The sequence below is a fragment of the Pseudomonas sp. SDO55104_S430 genome, assembly GCF_054070595.1.
Map to the genome: position 1 here is coordinate 1 of NZ_JBSVXG010000053.1, position 20,223 is coordinate 20,223.

Here is a 20,223-nt window from a genome sequence, read left to right on the forward strand (position 1 = left end):
CTGACCGGATGAGGGAAAAAGTGTGGGAGTGGGTTGGCTCGAGAGTGCGGACGGACATTCAACATAGATGCTGTCTGACACACCGTTTTCGCGAGCAAGCCCGCTCCCACAGGGGAGGCGTGTTTACTTGAGATTGCCGCTCAGGAACTGCTTGAGACGCTCGCTCTTCGGATTACCCAGCACCTCTTCCGGCGCGCCTTCCTCTTCCACGCGGCCCTGGTGCAGGAACAGCACCTGGTTCGAAACCTTGCGCGCGAAGCTCATTTCGTGGGTCACCATGATCATGGTCCGGCCTTCCTCGGCCAGGCCCTGGATCACCTTCAGCACTTCGCCCACCAGTTCCGGGTCGAGCGCCGAGGTCGGTTCGTCGAACAGCATCACTTCCGGCTCCATCGCCAGCGCCCGGGCAATCGCCACGCGCTGTTGCTGGCCGCCGGAAAGAAACGCCGGATACTGCTCGGCCACCCGCGCCGGCAGGCCGACCTTGTCCAGGTAACGGCGAGCGCGGTCTTCGGCTTCCTGCTTGCCGCAGCCCAGCACCCGGCGTGGTGCCATGGTGATGTTCTCCAGCACCGTCATGTGGCTCCACAGGTTGAAGTGCTGGAACACCATGGCCAGGCGAGTGCGGATCTTTTGCAGCTCATCCGGATCGGCGACATGCATACCGTGGCGATCCTTGATCATGCGGATCGACTGGCCGTCGAGGGTCATTGCGCCGTCGTTGGGTTGTTCAAGAAAGTTGATGCAACGCAGGAAGGTACTTTTGCCCGAGCCGCTGGCGCCGATCAGGCTGATGACGTCGCCGGTGTTGGCCTTGAGCGAAACACCCTTGAGCACCTCATGATCGCCATAGCTTTTATGCAGGTCTTCAATGGTCAGTTTGTACATGGAACAAGCATCCTCAAGGCGAAAGTAGGTAGCCGCTGCGATAGGCTTCGGCGCCTGCAACGTGAGCGATCACCATACCGGCGGTGGCCATGCGTCGCAGCGAGCGGGCGTACATCAGGCCGCTGGCGGTGCAACGCACCGGCGTGACGCTGTCGGAAATGGGGTCGATGATTTCGGCGATCAGTTGTCCGGCTTCCAGGTATTCCCCTGGCATGGCGGTGAACACCAGCAGGCCGCCGACCGGCGTGGCGACCGGTTCGACGCCGGCCAGCGGGGTGGCCGGGTAGGGCAGTTCGGGCAAGGGCGCCGGTTCGCCGGCAATAGCGCCGAAGTGAATCAGGTAATCGATCAGCGCCTGGCTGTCGAGACTGGCCAGCGGGTGATTGACGTCGCCCTGGCCGCGCAGCTCAACGGTCACGGAGAAGCTGCCCAGCGGAATATCGAAGTGCTCGCCGAAGCGTTCCTTCAATTGCCACCACAACAGGGTGAAGCATTCGTCGAACGACTGACCGCCGGAATCGGTGGCCAGCAGGCTGGCTTCGGCACCGATGTAGCGCGCCAGCGGTTCGACCTGCGACCAGGCCTCGGGGGTGGTGTAGAGGTGAGCGACCGCTTCGAAATCGCAATGCAGGTCCAGCACCATGTCGGCATCGCAGGCGAGCCGTTGCAGGGTCAGGCGCTGGGATTGCAGTTGGGTGCTGGCGGTGTGACGCGCCAGGGCATGGCGCAGGCTGCTGCGAATCAGTTGCAAGTTGTGATGCGGATCGTCGCTGAGCTGGCCTTCGATCTCGTTGCCGACTTCTTCACTCAAGTCGACGAACCAGCGGTTGAAGTTCTGCCCGCTTTCCAGCTCGTACCGGCCCAGCGGCACATCCATCAGCACCTGTTCCAGGCCGACCGGATTGGCGACCGGGACCAGCACGATTTCGCTGCGCAGGCGGCCGGCGGCTTCCAGCTCCGCCAGACGTTGCTTGAGGTGCCAGGACACCAGCATGCCGGGCATTTCATCGGCGTGAAGGGACGACTGGATGTAGATCTTGCCCTGGGCCGAGGTCGGCCCGAAGTGGAAGCTGTGGATCTGTCGTGCTGTCCCCGGTACCGGAGACAGCAGATCATGTATCTGGTGGCGCATCGCTTGTTCCCTGAAACAGGATAGGTGCTAGTGGGTCGGCCCGAGGAAGGCCAGCCAGCGGCGTTCGGCAAGACGGAACAGGCCGACCAGCGTAAAGGTGATGGCCAGGTAGATCAGCGCGGCGATGCCGAACGACTGGAAGGTCAGGAAGGTCGCCGAGTTGGCGTCCCGAGCCACTTTCAGAATGTCCGGAATGGTCGCGGTGAAAGCCACGGTGGTCGAGTGCAGCATCAGGATCACTTCGTTGCTGTAGTAGGGCAACGAACGGCGCAGGGCCGAGGGCATGATCACGTAGGCGTACAGCTTCCAGCCGGTGAGGCCGTAGGCCTTGGCCGCTTCGACTTCACCATGGGCCATGCTGCGAATCGCCCCGGCGAAAATCTCCGTGGTGTAGGCGCAGGTGTTCAGGGCGAACGCCAGGATGGTGCAGTTCATCGCATCGCGGAAAAAGCTGTCGAGCAGCGGTTGCGCACGCACCGCGGCCAGGCTGTAGATCCCGGTGTAGCAGATCAGCAACTGAATGTAGAGCGGGGTGCCACGGAACAGGTAGGTGTAGAACTGCACCGGCCAGCGAATGTAGAAACGGCTCGAGACCCGGGCGATGGACAGTGGAATCGATACGATGAAACCGAAGAAGATCGACGCGCTGAGCAACCACATGGTCATGGCCAAGCCCGTGATGTTCTGACCGTCGCTATAGAGGAAAGGCCTCCAGTATTCCTGCAGGAGTTCGATCATCGTACGGCCTCCCGTGTGCCTGCGGCGTAGCGGCGTTCCAGCCAGCGCAGAATGACGTTGGAGGCGCTGGTGATCAGCAGGTAGATCACGGCGGCGAGCACCAGGAAATAGAACAGCTGATAGCTGCTTTTACCGGCGTCCTGTGCGGCTTTGACCAGATCAGCAAGACCGATGATCGATACCAGCGCGGTGGCCTTGAGCATCACCATCCAGTTATTGCCGATACCCGGCAAGGCGTAACGCATCATCTGCGGGAACACCACGAGGCGGAAACGCTGGCCGCGCTTGAGGCCATAGGCGGTGGCCGCTTCGACTTGCCCGCGGGGCACGGCGAGAATTGCGCCACGGAAGGTCTCGGTGAAGTACGCGCCATAAATGAAGCCCAGGGTAAGCACCCCGGCGCTGAATGGGTTGATCTCGATGTATTCCCATTCCATGTAGTCGGTGAACGACGTCAGCCAGGTTTGCAGGCTGTAGAAGATCAGCAGCATCAGCACCAGGTCCGGCACCCCGCGAATCAGCGTGGTGTAGCACTGGGCAGGCAGGCGCACCAGTTTGACTTTTGACAGCTTGGCACTGGCGCCGATCAGGCCGAGCAACACGGCCACCAGCAGCGACATCGCCGATAATTTGATGGTCATCCAGGTGCCTTCCATCAGCAACGGACCGAAGCCCTTGAGGCTGAAGGCTGAGAGCCCCAGATTTTGTAATAGGTTTTCGAACATAAATCAGCAACCTGAGCGGAAGAAAAAAGCGCCCATCGCAAGATGGGCGCCGGGCATTATTTGCCGCTGTACAGATTCAGATCGCCAAAGTGTTTCTTCTGAATGGTGGCGTAGGTGCCATCATCGTGTAACGCTTTGATACCTTTGTCCAAAAGTGCCTTCAGCTCGGTGTTACCTTTCTTAATGCCGACGGCGGTTTTGGCTGGCAGCAGTTCGCTGTCGACCGCTTGGCTGACTTCATAACCGGTGCCTTGCGGCGACTTCAAAAAGCCCAGTTCGGCCTGCAGCATGTCCTGGATACCGGCATCAAGACGACCGGACATCAGGTCTGCATATACCTGGTCCTGGTTCTGATAGGCCTGGGTTTTCACGCCAGCCTTGTCCAGAACGGCCTTGGCATAGGCTTCCTGGATGGTGCCTTGCTCGTAGCCGACGGTTTTGCCCTTGAGGGAAGCGACGTCGGTGGTCACGCCGGAATCTTTCTTGGAGACATAGGCGGTCGGGCCGGAGAACAGCTCGCTGGAGAAGTCGATGGCTTTTTCGCGGGCCGGGGTGACGGTCATCGAAGAGATGACACCGTCGAATTTATTGGCCTTCAGGCCCGGAATCATGCCGTCGAAATCGCTTTCGACCCATTTGCACTTGACCTTCAGCTCGGCGCAGATTGCGTTGCCCAGATCGATATCGAAGCCTACCAGGCTGCCATCGGCCGCTTTCGACTCGAACGGAGCGTAGGAAGGGTCAACACCGAAGCGCAATTCCTTGTATTCCTTCGCCAGCGCAGAGCCAGCAGCTACGCACAATGCCAGTGCAGACAGGGTCAGCAATGCTTTTTTCATTATTCAATCCCTAAGAACCAATATGAGCGCTTGTGGCGCAGAATTATTGTTACTGGTAAGCGTAAGACCTAATGAAGGTAGCAATTTCCGAACCAGAGTGCCGAACAAGCGTTTAAAAGGTATTCAGGAAATTGCCGGAAGCGATTAGTGCACGAAAATGGGCGCGGTGGAAAGCCTGCACTGTTTTGGGGTTGCGAACTTGGGTTGGTGGTGTCGGTTTGTGGGGCGAGCGGTTTATCTGTGAGAGGTGTATTTACCTGTGGTGAGGGGATTTATCCCCGTTGGGCGGCGAAGCCGCCCCGATTCCTGCGAGCGCGCCGGGTCAGGTAAACCGACTGATTTGGGTTTGTTGCTGCGCAGCTAATTCGGCCTCACGCACGGCGATCGCTGCCTCCAGCTCCGCTGAGCGTTGAGCCCACTGTTCGGGAGGCAGGGGTTTGGACCATTCGATGATGGCGGGATTTGTCAGATCAGGTGGGGGCGCGAGTTTCCAGTTCTGCACTTTCTCTGCCCAATATGTTCCCAGGAAAACAATGAAAAACAGGCCGTGCAAGACATCGAGAATATCGCCCTTGAACAAGCTGGTAACAATGGAACCGATTTGAGTTTCTGCGTAAGGCCTTCGTCCCAATCGACTCGCTGGAACTGCATCTGCGTCAACCTCCATATAGCTGCGCATGCACTCCCAGAGACTCATCGCCGTTGCACCGCCGCCGCAACTGAATCCCAGGGTGAAATCACGCTCCTTCTCCGGCGCATCGGGATCGGGATTTCGAAAGCCCACCACCAATAGACCTTGAGTGATTTTGCCGTGTTGGCCGACAGAGTCCATCGCCACGGCTTGGGCTGTGACCTGCTCCCACGGCACGATCCAGTAACGGCCATCTTCGAATGGCACACAGACTTCGCGGCGTTGACGGTTGAAGCGCACGGGAAGAGGGACGGGGCGGCTCAAAATGTAGATGAGCATCAGTATCGGAAAGCCGCAAAAACACATGAATCCATACCAAAAGAGCACATTCAGCGACTCAAAACCCATGTCCCATGCCATCCATAAAAAGATCAGGAGTACAGGCCAAAGCACCATGACAAAAGAGCCGATGCTGTACGAGCCGATATCGAGAAATACCTCGTTTTTGCGCCAGATGATGTTGAGCACATCTTTTGGTGGTTGCCCTGTCGGGGCAGCGGGAGGCGCCAGATAATCTTCTCGTGAAAACAGCCCTTTGCGGCTGCCGGGCTTGGCTGAAGTCATGCTTCATCCTTAGGTATCAGATAGCTGGAGTTCTGTTGCGGGCCGAGGCGGTGAACGCTGGCCCGATCCAGTTCGTAGGTGGGTTCGCCTGGACGCAGGGTGATGATTTCACCCCAAGGGCTCAGCAGTCCGCCGTTGGGCGCCAGGACATAGGCCAGGCCTTTGGCACTGCCGATAGTCGCACCGACACCGGCCAGCAGCGCCACCGGGCTCAGGTAGCAGAGGCGCAAGGTCAGGCGAGTGAGGGGGCGGGGGAAGTTGCCGCTTAGGCGCAACCCCTGACCGGCATCGATCGGAGTCCAGCTACACTGACTGGCTCTGAGCCAAGTGGCACCAAGATCGATAGGTGTGCCCTGCGTACCATCACCGAAACCGGTCGAGAGCGGGGTCAGGTTGCCGCTCATCGCCAGGTCGATTTGTGCGGCGCCGGGAGCGGCACCGGGCAAGTCAATGGTCAGTTGGCTGATGCCGTCCTGCGTAATCGTGTCACCCAGCGAACCCGTAATGTATACCTCACGGGTTTCCATCGACAGGCGTGGTTGATATAGCAGTACCAACAATTCGTTGATTTCTTTGAGCTGTGTCTGGGGGGAGATGGGCGAGTTATCGCTGGCCCTACGATGGCACCAGCAGCAGTTGGCCAGGTAGTTTTGTATTGGATTGGCCTGGCGGAACGAGGCGAACATGTACAGCCCGCCGAGCGCCAACAGCAGCAGGTTGATCGGCCCCATACCCAGTCGGAACCGGCGTATGGCTTCAGGGGTGCTGATTTTATTGGCCAGCCGCATGCCGGTCAGACTTAAACCCAGCAATCCTTGGGCACTGTAAACCGCGGCCTGGCCACTGACAGCTAAACTTTTCATCCGTAGCCAAGGGTCAATATTCTTCTGTGAGGCCTCCATCTGAATTTGCAGTGAAGTGAACTCACTGACTGCTGCTCTAAATGATAAACCTCCTACAATCCCCCCAAATAAAGTCAACGTCGGCGCAACTGAAACCCCACGCCCTATCTCTTGAATCCCCCTCCCCAAAATCATCCAATTCTGAATCACCGCTCCCAACGCCGCCCCCGCATATAAGTACGCCGACAAACCATCCGCCTGCCGCTGCGTATCACCCCCTTCCAACATGGCCGCCTGCCGGGCATAAGCGCCGGCGTTAAGCACGTTGACCACCAGCGCCGCCAACGGCAGCAATCCGCCCGCCCCCTGAACCGAGGGGGAGTTGACGATGGTGCTGGTGCGTCCGAAGGTGATGGACTGGGTGACGACACGTGTCCATTGCTCAAGGAATTCAGCCTTCATACCGGCCAGGCGCCACATGTGCAGACCGTTCTCAATCCTGAACAGCATGCGAGTGTCCTCGCCCAGACGCATGACCAGAAACAGCCCCATGGCCATCGCCGTGCCGTTCTGGGTCTGGATCAGGGCGGCGCCGAGGCGGGTCATGGTCGCGGCCCAGGCGCCTTCGAGGTTGCTGGCCAACCGCTCGATGTTGCGCAGGGTGTCGGTGTCCAGAACCCTGGATATGGCGGTACGGGTTTCGACGAGGTTTTCCAGGCTCAGCGCCGCCACCAGTTCCTGAATGCGCGTGACGCTGTTGACCGCCGCCTCCAGGCTCGGACTCCAGGCGTGGAACACCAGACGCAGCAAGCCCGGATCGTTGCTGTTCACGTAGTCGACAAACTGCTTGGCGCCTTCGCTGCGGCTGCACTGGGCGCTCAGGCAGGCGAGCGTCAGGGTTTCCAGCCACATGAGATGATCTTCGCGGCTCTGGTCGACAAACCAGGTGCCGCTCTCACTGCGGTGCAGGTAGGTTTTGCGATCGGCGTACAGCAATCGATGACGCGTTTCGACCTGTTCGAAATGCTGCGGCGCTTCCTGATCCAGCCAGTGGTTCATGCTCGCCAGATCGATGTATTGCCCGACCTTGGCGGCGCCGCCGTCACCTTGCAGATTGCTGACTTTTTCCTGGCGATACTCGCGCACGACTTGTTGCGTTTCATGGTGCAATTCACTCGGTATGAAGCTGCGCACCTCGCTCAACACCGCTTGCTCACGGCTACGGACCTGGGCCAACAAGGTATCCGCCTGGGAGTGCCCGTACTGACGACCTCGTTGCTGGTTGATCCGGGTTTCTTCGGCCAAGAGGACGTTGAGTTGATTCTGACTGTCGAGCAGCGTTTCGCCCTGTTCGGGCGTCAGTTGCAGGTCGTGTTCGCGATACCGGTAATTGAGCAGGCTGGCCACTTGCGCGCCGTCTTCGGTGACCATGCTGCGGATAAAACTAGCGACGGTCTGGCGCAGGCTGTTGTCGGCGACCCATTCTTCGTGTTCTGCCTCGACCAACTCCTGCTCATGGTTGATATCTCGCAGCACCCCCAAATCATCATTCAGCGCAGTAAACACCGCATACAGCGGCCCCGCCTGACGCCTGGCTGCGTCCAGCCAGCCTTGAGTGGCGTCCACTTCCCATGGACTGGCGCTCCAGGTCCCCGGCTCAATTGACGGTATTTCGGGCGATTGGGCAGCGGCCGCGTTTTCGCGCACGCGCAGAAACTCCGAGCTGGCGGCGAAGGCCTTGATGTTCTCCGTTGTGGGATCGGCGTACAGCACTTTGCCCAGTGCTTCCATGCCCTGGCGGTAGGCGGCACCGTTGTGTTGGTAATCGTGGGCCAGGGCGGCCTCGCGTACCTTGGGCATGAGTTCGGCGACCAGCTCAAGCGCTTTGTCGAGCGGTGGGCAGTGTTTGGCTGAAAGGCGATTGGCGACCTCGGTGAGTTGGATCTGACGCATGCGCTTGCCGCGTTCATCGGCGTTTTCAAGACGCTCGCAGGCGTCCTGGCTCAAGGGCATTTCGCTGTAGAGCATCCATGCATCGTGGCACTTGTTCAGGGCAATCCCGGCCATTTCTCCGATGGGGACGGCGGCGTGGGATTGTGTCAGCGGTTGTTCAAGCAGCAGGCCATCAGTCGCCACGGCATAGCGTTTGAGCGGGCCTTCGACATGCCACAGGTAAACGTATCCCGCACGCAAGCGGCGCAGTGCCATCGGGTGGCTTTGGGTCAGGCTGGGAGGCTGGAAATCCGCGTGTTTGGCGGCCTGTTCGGCCATCGCGTAGCGGCTTGGGACGACGAAGATCTCCGCCTGCCGGGCCGGGCATGTGCTGACCGGGCTCGACAGGTCTTCACTGCCAAACAGGGTTTTTGCGGCGTGATCAGCCCTAGCGAGATTGCGGATTTTATCGAGCACGGTGGGGGTCATGAAAAGGACTCCTTGTCAGTGTGTCCACCGGGAAAATCGCCCGATGGGTACCTGAACCCTTCTCAAGGAACGTGCCAGAAATATTTTGGGTCAATGAAGCTGGGGATATGAGGCGGATTTATCCGATTTTCGAAACAATTCGAGGCTCAATCGCCCCTGAAAGTGCGCAAGAAGTTGCGCAGTGCTGTGCAACTTCTTGCGCACTTCTCTGAATCGCCAGAAAGGCGCAGTCTTCAGAGTTGTATCCACAGGGTTATCCACATTTTTGTGCGCAACTTCTTGCGCATCATGGCGATGAGGCATCAGGGCGGAATCAGGCCAACAAATCCTGCAATGTCCCAAGGTGATCCGCCTCATCCACTGTCTTGTCCTGACGCCAGCGCAGCATCCGTGGAAAGCGCACTGCGATCCCACTCTTGTGTCGTTTGGACAGGGCAATCCCCTCGAATCCAAGCTCAAACACCAGACTCGGTTTGACGCTGATCACCGGGCCGAATTTTTCCACGGTGGTTTTACGCACGATGTTGTCGACCTTGCGCATTTCTTCGTCGGTCAGCCCCGAGTAAGCCTTGGCGAACGGCACCAGGGTGCGTTCGCTGGCGTCAGGCGGGCCGTCCCAGACGGCGAAGGTGTAGTCGCTGTACAGGCTGGCCCGGCGACCGTGGCCGCGTTGCGCATAAATCAGCACCGCATCGACGCTGAACGGGTCGACTTTCCATTTCCACCACACGCCGACGTCCTTGGTCCGGCCCACGCCGTACATCGCCTCCCGGGCCTTGAGCATCATGCCTTCGACACCGAGTTGGCGAGACGCCTCCCGTTGCCGGGCGAGGTCGAACCAGTCCTGGCCGGTGAGCAGGGGCGAGGCGAGCAACGCCGGGTGATTGCTCTGGATGATGAGTTGCTCAAGTTGCTCACGACGCCGGGCTTGTGGCTGGTTGCGCCAGTCTTCGCCTTGCCACTCCAGCAGGTCATAAGCGAGCAGAACCACCGGTGCGTCATTGAGGATCTTTTTGCTCAGGGTCTTGCGGCCGATTCGCTGTTGCAGCAGGGCGAAGGGCTGCACGGCGGGCGTTGTCACAGATTGCGGGTCGAAGGCGTCTTCGGTGTGCGGCTGATCGGCTTTCCAGGCAACAATTTCTCCGTCGATCACCGTCCCGTCGGGCAGGCAATGCATCAGACTTTCGAATTCAGGAAAGCGTTCGGTCACCAACTCTTCACCACGAGACCAGACCCATAGGCGTCCGTCGCGCTTGACCACCTGGGCGCGGATGCCGTCCCACTTCCACTCGACCTGCCAATCACTGGCAGGGCCGAGCAAGGTTTCAAACTGCTCGACCGGTTGCGACAGTGCATGTGCGAGGAAAAAAGGATAAGGCTGCCCACCACGCTGGGCATGCTCGTCGTCGGACTCGGCGGCAATCAGCTTCAGGTAACTCGCCGCGTCAGGACGGTTGGACAGATCGGTATAACCCACCAGACGCTGGGCCACGCGTTTGCTGTCCAGATGAGCCATGGCGGCAAGCGCGCGGGTCACCAGCAGTTTCGAGACGCCCACACGGAAACTACCGGTGATCAGTTTGATGCAGAGCATCAGGCTGGCGCGGTCCAGTTGCGACCAGAATTCGGGCAGACGTTCGGCCAGCACTTCCGGAGGTTCTCCGCGCAGGGGCAGGAGTTTTTCTTCGATCCACACCGCCAGCCCGTCGGTGGAGGTGTGGGGGACTTCCGGCAGCACCAGCGAGATGGTCTCCGCCAGATCGCCCACGGCTTGGTAACTCTCTTCGAACAGCCACAACGACAGCCCGGAATAGGCCATCGCCAGTTCCCGCAGCACTCGCACCGGGACCAATTGCCGGGGCCGTCCGCCGGACAGAAAGTACACCGCCCACGCGGCATCTTCCGGCGAGGCCTGGGCGAAGTAGCGCTGCATCGCCGCCAGTTTGGCGTTGCTCGAGGTGGTGGCGTCGAGCTCGGCGTACAACTCGGCGAAGGCTTTCATGAGCCGGCCTCGATGGATTCCTCTTCATCGTCACCGTATTCGGTGTTGAAACCCTGGGCGTCCAGGCCTTGTTCGCGCAGGTGGCGAACCAGCACGGCGACCGAGCCGTGGGTGACCATCACCCGTTCGGCGCCGGTCTGCTCGATGGCCCACAACAGGCCCGGCCAGTCCGCGTGATCGGAGAGCACGAAACCGCGATCCACACCGCGCCGACGGCGGGTGCCGCGTAAACGCATCCAGCCGCTGGCGAAGGCATCGCTGTAGTCGCCGAAGCGACGCATCCAGCTGCTGCCGCCGGCGGACGGCGGAGCGATGACCAGTGCCTTGCGCAGTTTCGGATCGGATTTTTCCAGGCTGCCGGCGTAGATCGTCGGCGGCAGATAGATGCCGCCATCGCGATACACCCGGTTCAGCGGCTCGACCGCGCCATGGGTGAGGATCGGCCCGAGGCTGGCGTCGATGCCATGGAGAATGCGCTGGGCCTTGCCGAAGGAATAGCAGAACAGCACGCTGGCCTTGTCTTCGGCGGCGTTGGCCTGCCACCACTGATTGATCTCGGCAAATATCTGGGCCTGAGGTTGCCAGCGGTAGATCGGCAGGCCGAAGGTCGACTCGGTGATGAAGGTGTCGCAGCGCACCGGCTCGAACGGCGCGCAGGTGCCGTCGGGTTCGATCTTGTAGTCGCCGGATGCGACCCACACTTCGCCACCGTACTCCAGGCGCACCTGAGCCGAGCCGAGCACATGGCCGGCGGGGTGAAAGCTCAGGGTGACGCCGTGATGCAGCACACGTTCGCCGTACGCCAGCGTTTGCAGGTCAATGTCCTGACCGAGGCGCGAACGCAGGATGCCTTCACCGGGTGCTGCCGCCAGATAATGCCGGTTTCCGGTGCGGGCATGGTCGCCATGGGCATGGGTGATGACCGCGCGCTCGACCGGACGCCACGGGTCGATGTAGAAATCGCCAGCGGGGCAATACAGGCCTTCGGGACGCGCGATGACAAGGTCCACGTTGATATCCGGGTGGAGGGACTTGTTAGGTGAGAGGCGGGCGCGGGGGGAGAAGTTCTATCGATTTTCGGGGGCAACGCAATTCCAATGTGGGAGCGGCGGTGCGACGATTCGACTTGCTCGCGAAAGCGGTGTGTCAGTCGACGTCAATGTTGACTGATCCACCGCCTTCGCGAGCAAGCCCGCTCCCACAGGGTTTCGGTTCTGCCTTTACTTGCCCGGTGTCAGTGTCAGGCGCTTGGTGCCGTACACGCGGTCAAAGTTCTGCGGCTGCATCGGCAAACTCATGTACTGCCCCTTCAGCCACGGGTCGATGCTGTTGAGATAATACGGGCTGGCCGGATTGCCGGACTGGCCGGTGGCAAGCTGCGCTGTCAGCGGCTCGGACTGGCCGAAGTCGACGATGAAGCGCATCGCCGGCACCAGCGTGGTGTTGAAGTCCTGGCCCCAGGCGAACGCGGCGGTGTTGAGGGTGGTGTGATCGCCACCGGCCGCCAGCGGTCCGCGCACCGTCTGGCCACTGCTGTTCTTCCATTCATAGCGATGCAGTTTGCCCCACTGCCAGGCGCTGTGACTGCCGCCCAACTGACTGTCGCCAGCGTTGATCGCCGCGGCCAGGCTACGGGCGAGGATCGCCGGTTTGTCTTCTTTCTGCGGGGTGCGCAGGTCATCCCAGAACGGACTGTCTTCGCGTCCCAGCAGGTGATCGGCCTGCGCGGCGTAGGACAACTTGCCGTTGGCGATGAAGGCTTTCCAGGCCGGGCTGCTTTCCGGACCCAGTTCGTCGAGGAAAATCTGCTTGGTGCTTTCCTGCAGGAACAGCTCGTAGATCGCGGCATCGGCGGAAGTCGGGCTTAGCTTGCCGTCAAACGCCATCAACCGGGTGAAGGCTTCGCGCGCCTTGTCGCGATCCGCCGCCGGCAAGGCGTCGATGGCCTGCTTGAGTGGCTGGGCCATGCCCGGTGCTTCGGACATCTTCTTCAGCTTGGCGGCGAAGGTGGTGGTCTGGTCGTACTGCATGGCGATCAGGCTGCGGGTGTCATGTTTGCCCGCACCCGCCAGTTGGGCCAGGCGCTCGCCGCGTTCCGGTGCCGACCAGGAATTGGACAGCTGCATGCCGTAGCCATGGGGAATGACCCGCTGGTTGGCGGTGCCGAGCCAGCCCTGGGCCGGGTCCTGATCGTAGGGGTGCAGCATCGGGTCGGCGTAACCGTCCCAGTCGTAGCGGCTTTCCCAACCCGGCGAAGGCAGCAGCCCTTCGCCTTCACGGCGGTTCGGGTAACGACCGGTGACCTGCCAGCCGATGTTGCTGGCATCGGCGAACACCAGGTTCAGGGCGATGGCGCGGATCTCGCGGCTGGCGTCCGACGCACGTTCGACGTTCTGCGCCCGGGACAGATCGAAGAACGCGTCCAGGGTTTTATCGTCGGTGAAATTCGGCGTCTGCAAGGCCAGGCCGAGGCCGCTGCCCTGGGCCAGGCCCTGGGCGCTGTTGAGCAACGGACCATGACCGGTTTCGTACACCGCTTCGCGAATCGGCCGCTGGCCTTTGACGAAATAGGTTTCGTTGCGCACGATCGCCGGCTGCCATTTGCCGTTGCTTTCATAGGCCAGGCCATTGCCCTGGCGGCGGATTTTTTCCAGGAACAGATCCTGGTTGTCGCCCATGACGCTGGTCGCGCTCCACGCCACCTTGCCGTTAAAGCCGCCAAGGATCATCGGCAAGCCGGCGATAGTCGCGCCGGAGGCCTGATACTTGGTGGTGCGGATCTGCACGTAGCTGTACAGCGACGGCACGCCCATCGGGCCATGACTGTCGCTGGCCAAAAGGCTCTTGCCGCTGCGGCTGCGTTGCGGGGCGATGGCCCAGTTGTTGGACGAAGTGGCGCCCAACATATTCAGCTCGGACAGCTGGCCGGTGGCTTTGCTGAGCTCGGCGAGTCCCGGCACTTGCCCGTTGAGCTTGATGCCTTGCAGTTTCTCGCTTTCGGCCAGCGGCAGTTTTTCGTCCGGGGCCGATGGCGTCAGCCATGCCAGTTTGTCGGTGGTGACCGTCTGCGCCAGCACCAGCGAGGCAATTTCTTCCGGCAGATTCGCTGACTGGCTGAAATTCAGCAGGCAGAAAATCAGCGCCGAGTCTTCCGGTTTCCAGTATTCAGGTTTGTAACCGCTGGCGGCGAGGTCAGCCGGCAGTTTGTCGCGGTAGCGGAACAGGTAGGCGTTGACCCCGCGGGCATAGACTTCGAAGAAGCGCTTGAGGCGCGGCGAAGAGGCCTTGTACAGCTCACCGGCGCTTTTCTTCAGGTTGACGGCGCGCATATAGCGGTCGGCATCGAGCAGGTCGGCACCCTGCATCTCGGCCAGGCGCCCCTGGGCCAGCAGGCGCAGGGTGACCATTTGCGTGATGCGATCGCTGGCGTGCACATAGCCGAGGGTGAACAGTGCGTCGTGGAAGCTGCTGCTTTCGATCAACGGCATGCCCATGGCATTGCGCCGTACCGAAACGTTCTGCGCCAGACCCTTGAGCGGCTGCACGCCGGAGACGGGTGGGAGAGTGTCCTGGGCATTGAAGCTCTGACAACCGGTCAGGCTCAAAACCCCCGCCACTGCTGCGGCAACGCCGAACCGGGGTAGAAATTGTGTAAGGGCTGGCGAGGCCATGGCAAAGCTCCTGCGGGGGTGGTAGCGCAATAAAGTCGCTACGTTAGTGAGCAGGCGATGGCGGCGCAAGCGGCGGGACGAGGTTATTTCAGGATTTATCGGATAATTGCATTGCAAGGTCGCGCACACCTTGCAGGTGCTGCCTCAGGCTGCGATCTTTTCGCCCCTCGATCAATATTTCCGGAGATGCACGGGCATGGAACTCAAGCCGAACGCCGCACTGATCATCATCGATCAACAAAAGGGCATCCTGCACCCCAGGCTCGGTCCACGAAACAATCCACAGGCCGAAGATCGCATGCTCGAACTGTTGAACCATTGGCGACGCAGCGCCCGACCGATCATTCACGTACAGCACTTGTCGTGCAGCGAAGATTCGGTGTTCTGGCCGCAGCAGTCGGGGGTGGAGTTTCAGGAGCGCTTCACGCCGCTAGCTGGCGAGCAACTGATTCAAAAGCAGGTGCCCGATGCGTTTTGCGCCACGGGACTGGAGACGTATTTGCGCGAGGCGGGGATCGGGCAATTGATCATCGTGGGTGTGGCGACCCACAACTCGGTGGAATCCACGGCGCGTACGGCGGGCAATCTGGGTTTCGAGACCTGGGTGGCTGAGGATGCGTGCTTCACCTTCGACAAGGCCGATTTTTTCGGCAATGCCCGTTCGGCGCAGGAGGTGCACGGGATGTCGCTGGGGAATCTGCATGGGGAGTACGCGACGGTGGTCAGCACCGCCTTCATCCTGGCGGATGCCTGAAGTCCCGACTTGTAGGAGCGTGGCTTGCCCGCGAAGGCGGTGGGGCAGCTAGCATCAAGGTGTCAGGTAAATCCATTCGCGGGCAAGCCACGCTCCCACAGGGTTTGTGTTGTTCTCGAAACCTGTGGGAGTGAGCCTGCTCGCGATAGCAGTCGATCAGGCGAAAAACATCAAGCGCCGTGGCACTTCTTGAATTTCTTGCCGTTGCCGCATGGGCAAGGGTCGTTGCGGCCGACGTCTTTCAGGGCGTTGCGGACCGGCTCCTGAGGAGCATGGTTGCAGTGCGGGCCGTGGACATGGCCATGGTCGTGATCATGTTCATGGTGGTCATGATCGTGGTTGCAGTCTGGGCCATGGACATGGGGTTGCTGGGTCATCGAGGTCACTCCGGAATTAGATCGGCGGGGATTATCACGCCATTACGCGCCAGGTGCACGTAGTGAGCGATGAATAAACCGGTTTCCATCTCGCCTTCCAGACGATAGGGGACGCCCTGCCTGGATTCCTTGAGTTGTTTGACCAGATCCTTGAGCTTGGGCCAGAGGTTGGTGCGGATCGGCACTTTGTAGAAGCGACTGCTCTTGGGGTTAACGGTGACCCAGTGCTCATGCTCGCCATCGGCCAGCAGGATGCCCCCCAGATGAACGCGATATTCCATGCCGCGTACGGTCAGTTCGCTGTCGTTGCGGTTGTCGATGCGAAAGTGCAGCACGAAGCGCTGCTCCATCAGTTTGGCCCGCACCACCTCAACCTTGACCAGATGCACCTCGGGGTCCGGTTCATCGGAGCTGAACCAGGACGCGCAGCCACCGAGCCCCAGACAAAGAGCCAGCGTGAGCAGACCGTGTGCGAGTCGTCGGGTGATCATGGCGCGATTCTCCCTTTGTAGCAGCTGGCGAAGCCTGCGTTCGGCTGCGCAGCAGCCGCCAATCCTGCGACCTCGTTCTACCTCAGACACCATGCCGCCTGGTTTTACGCCTGCTAAGCAGGTGAACGCAGCCCTCGGCAGCGGCTACAGAAAAACGCTCACCTCAACTGCCGAAATATCCCGAACAGCACTTTTTGAATTTCTGTCCGCTGGCGCAAGGACAGGCGTCGTTGCGGCCGATGTCCAGGGGCACGGTCGGGTCGATGAAATACCAACGTCCGGCGTTCTGCACGAAAGAGGAGCGCTCGCGATGGCTGTGCTCGCCGCTGCCGTCGTGCCAGCGGGCGGTGAAAGTGACGAAGGCGTGTTCCGGCTGGCCGCCGAGCACTTCCGAGCTTTCCACCTCCAACCCCAGCCAGGTGCTCTGGGCGCTCCAGTCGCTGATCGATTGCCGATCCAGACCCGACTGCTGGGCGGGCAGAGTGGTCGCCACCAGATAATCGATCAGGCCCAGCACATAAGCGCTGTAGCGCGAACGCATCAGCGCTTCGGCGCAGGGTGCCGGGTGGCCGGCATGGTAATGGCCGCAGCAGGCATCGAGCAGGGTGCCGCTACCGCAGGGGCAAATGGATGTACTCATTGCGTTACCACCAGTATTTCCCGAAGTTTTCCGGATTGGCCCAGAAACGCGAGTTGAGCCAGTCGGGGACTTGTTTGTATTCAAGCAGATCGTAGGTGAACAGGGTCAACACCTGGTCATCGCGTTGAAAGCGCTCGCTGGCTTGCAGCGCCAGGGAGAAAAAATCCGTTTCCTGCCAACCGCTGGCGGGCAAGTCGGCCAATACCGCAATGCGACTGGCGTTGAGGTTGCGGATGCCGCCCAGCAGGTTCAGACCCTCGCGCTTGGGCAAGTGCTCAAGACAATCGACCACCAGCGCCAGATCGAAACGGCGCGCCGCCAATTCATCCGGCAATGGTCCGGGCGCCGCGTGCGCCACGCAGGTGTCCGGGTGCGCGAGCTTGAACGCCTCGAGCGCCGGGAATTCGCTGGCGCCGATCAGCAACAGTCGCGAAGGCGCGTAGCGATCCAGCAAAGCGGCGAGTGCCTGCTGGGGTGTGCGCGAAGAAATACCTGCATTCATTGGAGACCCTCACTCAGATCTGCCAAGACTAGCCTGCCCGCAAGTTCGAGCCTAGAGCGGGTTCGGGGGAAAAGTGACGATCTCCCGTGAATACGGGACAAATCTGCAATGGCCTATTGCTGGCGGAGTTTTAAACTCCGGTCTTTACTCCCTGAATCGGTTCTAAGCCGATCATTCAGGAGAAAACTAGATGAGCATAGTTCGGACGGCGTTACCCCTGGTTCTGCTAACCAGTGTTTTGACTGGTTGTGCAGGTTTGCAGAAGACCGACTGGCCGACCTGTGCGGCGGTCGGAGGTGTCGTGGGTGCGGGACTCGGTGCCACCGAGAGTTCGTCATGGGCAGGCTGGGGTGCGCTGGTTGTCGGTGGTACGGCAGCGGCCTATTGCTGGGTTCATGGCGATGGCGACGAAGACGGCGACGGCGTACCGGACAGCCGCGACAAGTGCCCTGGCACGCCTCGAGGCGTGAAGGTCGATGCCGATGGCTGCCCACCACCAGCTCCGGCTCCAGTGGTTGAAGAGGTCGTGGTGGTCAAGGAAGAAGTCATCGTCATCCGCGATGTTCACTTCCAGTTCGACAAGGCGACCCTCACAGCGTCCGACAAACAAGTGCTGGACAAGATTGCCACTCGCTTGAAAGGCGAGGCGCCTAATGCTCAGTTGACCGTTACCGGCCATACCGACAGCGTGGGCAGCGATTCCTACAACCAGAAACTGTCGGATAAACGCGCTCACTCGGTGGTTGAGTACCTGATCCAGGAAGGCGTGCCACGCAGCAACTTTGTGTCTGTTTCCGGTGCCGGTGAAAGCCAGCCGGTTGCCGACAACAAAACCGCCGACGGCCGTGCGCAAAACCGTCGCACGGAAATCAAAATCCAACGCTAGGTCCCTCGCATCCGCGGCTTGTGCAGTCGCGGATGCGGGTCTTTACTCCTGTGTAACCGGCATCGGCCGGTGACACAGGAGCTTTCAAAAATGAGCAATCTCACACGGACCGTCTTGCCGGTTCTGCTGCTCGGCAGCCTGTTGACCGGTTGCGCTACTCACAGTGATGGCACTGCCCCCCTCAATCAGCGTACCTGGCCGATCTGCAGCGTCATTGGCGGACTGGTCGGCGGAGGCCTGGGCGCCATCGAAAGTGGCGGTTGGGCGGCCGGCGGAGCGGCGCTCGGCATTTTGACCGGTGGCTTGATCTGTTATGCCCAGGATGGCGATGAAGACGGCGATGGCGTTTTCGACCGACGCGATCGCTGCCCTGACACTCCGGCCAATACCCCTGTAGATCATCGCGGTTGCCCGCTGCCGCAATACCCGGCCAGCGTGAAACCGGCTGAGCCTGTGCAGGCCGAGGTCATCACCCTGAGCGATGCGGGCGATGTGCTGTTTGCCTTCAACCAGTCCGACCTGACCCCGACCGCGCAAAGCCAGCTCGACTCGATCATGGGCAAGCTGGAGGATGACAGTGTGGTCAGCATCAAGGTGGTCGGGCATACCGACAGCGTCGGCTCGGATGCCTACAACCAGGGTCTGTCTGAGCGGCGTGCCAGCAGCGTGGCGCATTATCTGCTGACACAGGGCGTGGCGCCGGCCAAGCTTACCAGCGAAGGCAAGGGCGAAAGCCAGCCGGTGGCGGACAACGACACCGAGGAAGGCCGCGCGAAAAACCGTCGCGTGGAGTTGCACATCAATCGATAGAGAGCGCCGGGCTAGAGCCGTCGAGCGCGGATTCGCCGCGTTTCGACGGCCATTCGGCGATCTTCATCAAGTTTTTTCGCTTGCCCTCTGGCTAATCCCGCGTGGATGCCGTTACTGTGCCCCAAACAATAATTCTTATCGGGGGCGCGTATGAAGGTGCTATGGGGGCTGGGGAAGCTGCTGACTCTGCTGTTCTGGCTGGTAGTGCTTGCCAATCTGCTCATACCGTTCGTTTATCCGTTGCACCAGTTGGTCAACCTGGCCGGCGCCGTGCTGGCGGTCCTGCATCTGCTCGAGGCACTGTTGTGCTTTCGCAGTCTCAGAGGACGCGAGCATCCCTGGCGTGATCGTCTGAAGATTGTCATTTTCGGCGTTTTCCACCTGCTAACCATTCCTGCCCCCACCGCATCTAAGGCTTCCCATGCGTAAACTCTGTCTGCTCGCTGCACTCATCAGCCCATTGGCCTGCGCCCAGGTGGTCAGCGTCGAAACCAACTCGCTGATGCGTCTGCCCAACACCGCAAGCACCTTGCAGTTGGAACGCCTGGAAGTGGCCGACTACGGCACCTTGCTGATCCCTTCGAACGTGACCGAACTCACCGTGGGTGAACTGCATCTGGGGCGTGAAGCGCGGATCGCGATCGTGCCCGGCGAACAGGCGTTCGAGCTGAAGGTCAGCCGTGCCGATTTGTCCGAAGGCAGCCAGATCACTGCCCGTGGCGCGCCAGGCACTTACCAGAAAGCGGCCCGTTCCGGGCGCAACCTGAATTTGCAGATCAAGGCTTTGAACGCGCCGCTGTTGCAGGTGGATGCCCGCGGTGGGGCAGGGGCGCCGGGGTTCTTCGGGCTGGACGGGGCCAATGGTGAGGCACCGGGTTGTGCGTGGGGCCAGGCCGGTCGCGGTGCTGATGGCAGCAACGGCAGCGATGGCCAGCCAGGAGCGCCGGGAGCGCTGGTGAAACTGGCGGTGCCGCACGATTACCCGGCGGAACAGATCAAGGTGCAAGTGGCCGGCGGTGCCGGTGGCCTGGCCGGACCTGGCGGCAAGCCGGGCGCGGGTGGCAAGGCCAAGGGCTGCGTTGTTTACAAGGCTGATGGCGGCAAAAGTGGCAAGCCTGGGGCTGATGGACAGCCAGGGGCTGCGGGTGCGGCGGGTTCGGTGACGGTACAGCGGTTGTAATTCGACCCTATCGCGAGCAGGCTCGCTCCCACAGGGACAGTGCAGATCCTGTAGGAGCGAGCCTGCTCGC

General features: G+C 60.7%; 19 protein-coding genes. 5 read left to right on the top strand and 14 right to left on the bottom strand.

What is annotated here, in order from left to right; translation table 11 throughout:
* Positions 1-123 precede the first annotated feature (123 nt).
* The 10 genes from ACW9JE_RS12145 to ACW9JE_RS12190 all read right to left on the bottom strand — a co-directional run bounded on the left by ACW9JE_RS12145 (position 124) and on the right by ACW9JE_RS12190 (position 14,513).
* Positions 124-888, bottom strand: a complete 765-nt coding sequence (locus tag ACW9JE_RS12145) for an ABC transporter ATP-binding protein (protein WP_457432889.1) — start codon at positions 886-888, stop codon at positions 124-126.
* Positions 889-901: 13 nt separating this feature from the next.
* Entirely contained in the window at positions 902-2,020 is a 1,119-nt protein-coding gene (locus ACW9JE_RS12150; protein ID WP_224533433.1) for a succinylglutamate desuccinylase/aspartoacylase family protein, read from the bottom strand.
* 27 nt (positions 2,021-2,047) lie between these two features.
* Positions 2,048-2,758 (bottom strand): ABC transporter permease, encoded by a 711-nt coding sequence (locus ACW9JE_RS12155; RefSeq protein WP_224533434.1) that lies wholly within the window; start codon positions 2,756-2,758, stop codon positions 2,048-2,050.
* Positions 2,755-3,483, bottom strand: coding sequence for an ABC transporter permease (locus ACW9JE_RS12160; RefSeq protein WP_457432890.1), 729 nt, complete (start codon positions 3,481-3,483; stop codon positions 2,755-2,757). Before ACW9JE_RS12160 ends, ACW9JE_RS12155 begins: the two co-directional genes overlap by 4 nt.
* A 56-nt stretch (positions 3,484-3,539) precedes the next feature.
* Positions 3,540-4,322, bottom strand: coding sequence for a transporter substrate-binding domain-containing protein (locus ACW9JE_RS12165; RefSeq protein WP_224533436.1), 783 nt, complete (start codon positions 4,320-4,322; stop codon positions 3,540-3,542).
* A 322-nt stretch (positions 4,323-4,644) separates the two neighbouring features.
* Positions 4,645-5,577 carry a hypothetical protein gene (locus ACW9JE_RS12170; RefSeq protein WP_457432891.1) on the bottom strand — a complete coding sequence of 311 codons (933 nt, stop codon included), beginning with the start codon at positions 5,575-5,577 and terminating at the stop codon, positions 4,645-4,647.
* Entirely contained in the window at positions 5,574-8,840 is a 3,267-nt protein-coding gene (locus ACW9JE_RS12175) for a toxin VasX (protein ID WP_457432892.1), read from the bottom strand. Before ACW9JE_RS12175 ends, ACW9JE_RS12170 begins: the two co-directional genes overlap by 4 nt.
* Positions 8,841-9,153: 313 nt before the next feature.
* Entirely contained in the window at positions 9,154-10,842 is a 1,689-nt protein-coding gene (locus tag ACW9JE_RS12180; protein WP_457432893.1) for an ATP-dependent DNA ligase, read from the bottom strand.
* Entirely contained in the window at positions 10,839-11,852 is a 1,014-nt protein-coding gene (locus tag ACW9JE_RS12185; RefSeq protein ID WP_224541146.1) for a ligase-associated DNA damage response exonuclease, read from the bottom strand. Before ACW9JE_RS12185 ends, ACW9JE_RS12180 begins: the two co-directional genes overlap by 4 nt.
* 210 nt (positions 11,853-12,062) lie before the next feature.
* Complete coding sequence (locus tag ACW9JE_RS12190; protein ID WP_457432895.1) at positions 12,063-14,513, bottom strand: penicillin acylase family protein; 2,451 nt, start codon at positions 14,511-14,513, stop codon at positions 12,063-12,065.
* A 196-nt stretch (positions 14,514-14,709) separates the two neighbouring features.
* Between ACW9JE_RS12190 and ACW9JE_RS12195 the strand changes: the two genes are divergently transcribed.
* On the top strand, positions 14,710-15,267 hold the full coding sequence (locus tag ACW9JE_RS12195) for a cysteine hydrolase family protein (RefSeq protein WP_224541149.1): 558 nt from the start codon (positions 14,710-14,712) through the stop codon (positions 15,265-15,267).
* Positions 15,268-15,437: 170 nt separating this feature from the next.
* Here ACW9JE_RS12195 and ACW9JE_RS12200 read toward each other — a convergent pair whose 3' ends face one another.
* The 4 genes from ACW9JE_RS12200 to ACW9JE_RS12215 form a co-directional block, all read right to left on the bottom strand.
* Positions 15,438-15,644 (bottom strand): SEC-C metal-binding domain-containing protein, encoded by a 207-nt coding sequence (locus ACW9JE_RS12200; protein WP_224541151.1) that lies wholly within the window; start codon positions 15,642-15,644, stop codon positions 15,438-15,440.
* 5 nt (positions 15,645-15,649) lie between these two features.
* Complete coding sequence (locus ACW9JE_RS12205) at positions 15,650-16,135, bottom strand: LEA type 2 family protein (protein ID WP_457432896.1); 486 nt, start codon at positions 16,133-16,135, stop codon at positions 15,650-15,652.
* Between the two features lie 163 nt (positions 16,136-16,298).
* Positions 16,299-16,775, bottom strand: a complete 477-nt coding sequence (locus ACW9JE_RS12210) for a YchJ family protein (protein WP_224541156.1) — start codon at positions 16,773-16,775, stop codon at positions 16,299-16,301.
* Positions 16,776-16,779: 4 nt separating this feature from the next.
* A complete protein-coding gene (locus ACW9JE_RS12215) occupies positions 16,780-17,277 on the bottom strand; it encodes a DUF6231 family protein (protein ID WP_457432897.1) in 498 nt (165 codons plus the stop codon).
* A gap of 190 nt (positions 17,278-17,467) precedes the next feature.
* Between ACW9JE_RS12215 and ACW9JE_RS12220 the strand changes: the two genes are divergently transcribed.
* From ACW9JE_RS12220 to ACW9JE_RS12235, 4 genes are all read left to right on the top strand, one after another.
* Positions 17,468-18,163 carry an OmpA family protein gene (locus tag ACW9JE_RS12220; RefSeq protein ID WP_224541158.1) on the top strand — a complete coding sequence of 232 codons (696 nt, stop codon included), beginning with the start codon at positions 17,468-17,470 and terminating at the stop codon, positions 18,161-18,163.
* A gap of 90 nt (positions 18,164-18,253) precedes the next feature.
* Positions 18,254-18,973, top strand: a complete 720-nt coding sequence (locus ACW9JE_RS12225; RefSeq protein ID WP_224541161.1) for an OmpA family protein — start codon at positions 18,254-18,256, stop codon at positions 18,971-18,973.
* A gap of 150 nt (positions 18,974-19,123) precedes the next feature.
* Positions 19,124-19,402 (top strand): DUF1145 domain-containing protein, encoded by a 279-nt coding sequence (locus ACW9JE_RS12230; RefSeq protein ID WP_224541163.1) that lies wholly within the window; start codon positions 19,124-19,126, stop codon positions 19,400-19,402.
* Positions 19,395-20,153: a collagen-like protein gene (locus tag ACW9JE_RS12235; protein ID WP_224541165.1), complete on the top strand. Its 759-nt coding sequence runs from the start codon at positions 19,395-19,397 to the stop codon at positions 20,151-20,153. The genes ACW9JE_RS12230 and ACW9JE_RS12235 overlap by 8 nt, the downstream gene beginning before the upstream one ends.
* The last annotated feature ends 70 nt before the right edge of the window (positions 20,154-20,223 follow it).

Bases quoted from the DNA above. Each gene is read 5' to 3' on its own strand.
- ACW9JE_RS12160 (WP_457432890.1), bottom strand. From the start codon at position 3,483: ATGTTCGAAAACCTATTACAAAATCTGGGGCTCTCAGCCTTCAGCCTC.
- ACW9JE_RS12155 (WP_224533434.1), bottom strand. From the start codon at position 2,758: ATGATCGAACTCCTGCAGGAATACTGGAGGCCTTTCCTCTATAGCGAC.
- ACW9JE_RS12205 (WP_457432896.1), bottom strand. From the start codon at position 16,135: ATGATCACCCGACGACTCGCACACGGTCTGCTCACGCTGGCTCTTTGT.
- ACW9JE_RS12200 (WP_224541151.1), bottom strand. From the start codon at position 15,644: ATGACCCAGCAACCCCATGTCCATGGCCCAGACTGCAACCACGATCAT.
- ACW9JE_RS12175 (WP_457432892.1), bottom strand. From the start codon at position 8,840: ATGACCCCCACCGTGCTCGATAAAATCCGCAATCTCGCTAGGGCTGAT.
- ACW9JE_RS12165 (WP_224533436.1), bottom strand. From the start codon at position 4,322: ATGAAAAAAGCATTGCTGACCCTGTCTGCACTGGCATTGTGCGTAGCT.
- ACW9JE_RS12225 (WP_224541161.1), top strand. From the start codon at position 18,254: ATGAGCAATCTCACACGGACCGTCTTGCCGGTTCTGCTGCTCGGCAGC.
- ACW9JE_RS12235 (WP_224541165.1), top strand. From the start codon at position 19,395: ATGCGTAAACTCTGTCTGCTCGCTGCACTCATCAGCCCATTGGCCTGC.
- ACW9JE_RS12190 (WP_457432895.1), bottom strand. From the start codon at position 14,513: ATGGCCTCGCCAGCCCTTACACAATTTCTACCCCGGTTCGGCGTTGCC.
- ACW9JE_RS12145 (WP_457432889.1), bottom strand. From the start codon at position 888: ATGTACAAACTGACCATTGAAGACCTGCATAAAAGCTATGGCGATCAT.
- ACW9JE_RS12180 (WP_457432893.1), bottom strand. From the start codon at position 10,842: ATGAAAGCCTTCGCCGAGTTGTACGCCGAGCTCGACGCCACCACCTCG.
- ACW9JE_RS12215 (WP_457432897.1), bottom strand. From the start codon at position 17,277: ATGAATGCAGGTATTTCTTCGCGCACACCCCAGCAGGCACTCGCCGCT.
- ACW9JE_RS12210 (WP_224541156.1), bottom strand. From the start codon at position 16,775: ATGAGTACATCCATTTGCCCCTGCGGTAGCGGCACCCTGCTCGATGCC.
- ACW9JE_RS12170 (WP_457432891.1), bottom strand. From the start codon at position 5,577: ATGACTTCAGCCAAGCCCGGCAGCCGCAAAGGGCTGTTTTCACGAGAA.
- ACW9JE_RS12150 (WP_224533433.1), bottom strand. From the start codon at position 2,020: ATGCGCCACCAGATACATGATCTGCTGTCTCCGGTACCGGGGACAGCA.
- ACW9JE_RS12220 (WP_224541158.1), top strand. From the start codon at position 17,468: ATGAGCATAGTTCGGACGGCGTTACCCCTGGTTCTGCTAACCAGTGTT.
- ACW9JE_RS12230 (WP_224541163.1), top strand. From the start codon at position 19,124: ATGAAGGTGCTATGGGGGCTGGGGAAGCTGCTGACTCTGCTGTTCTGG.
- ACW9JE_RS12195 (WP_224541149.1), top strand. From the start codon at position 14,710: ATGGAACTCAAGCCGAACGCCGCACTGATCATCATCGATCAACAAAAG.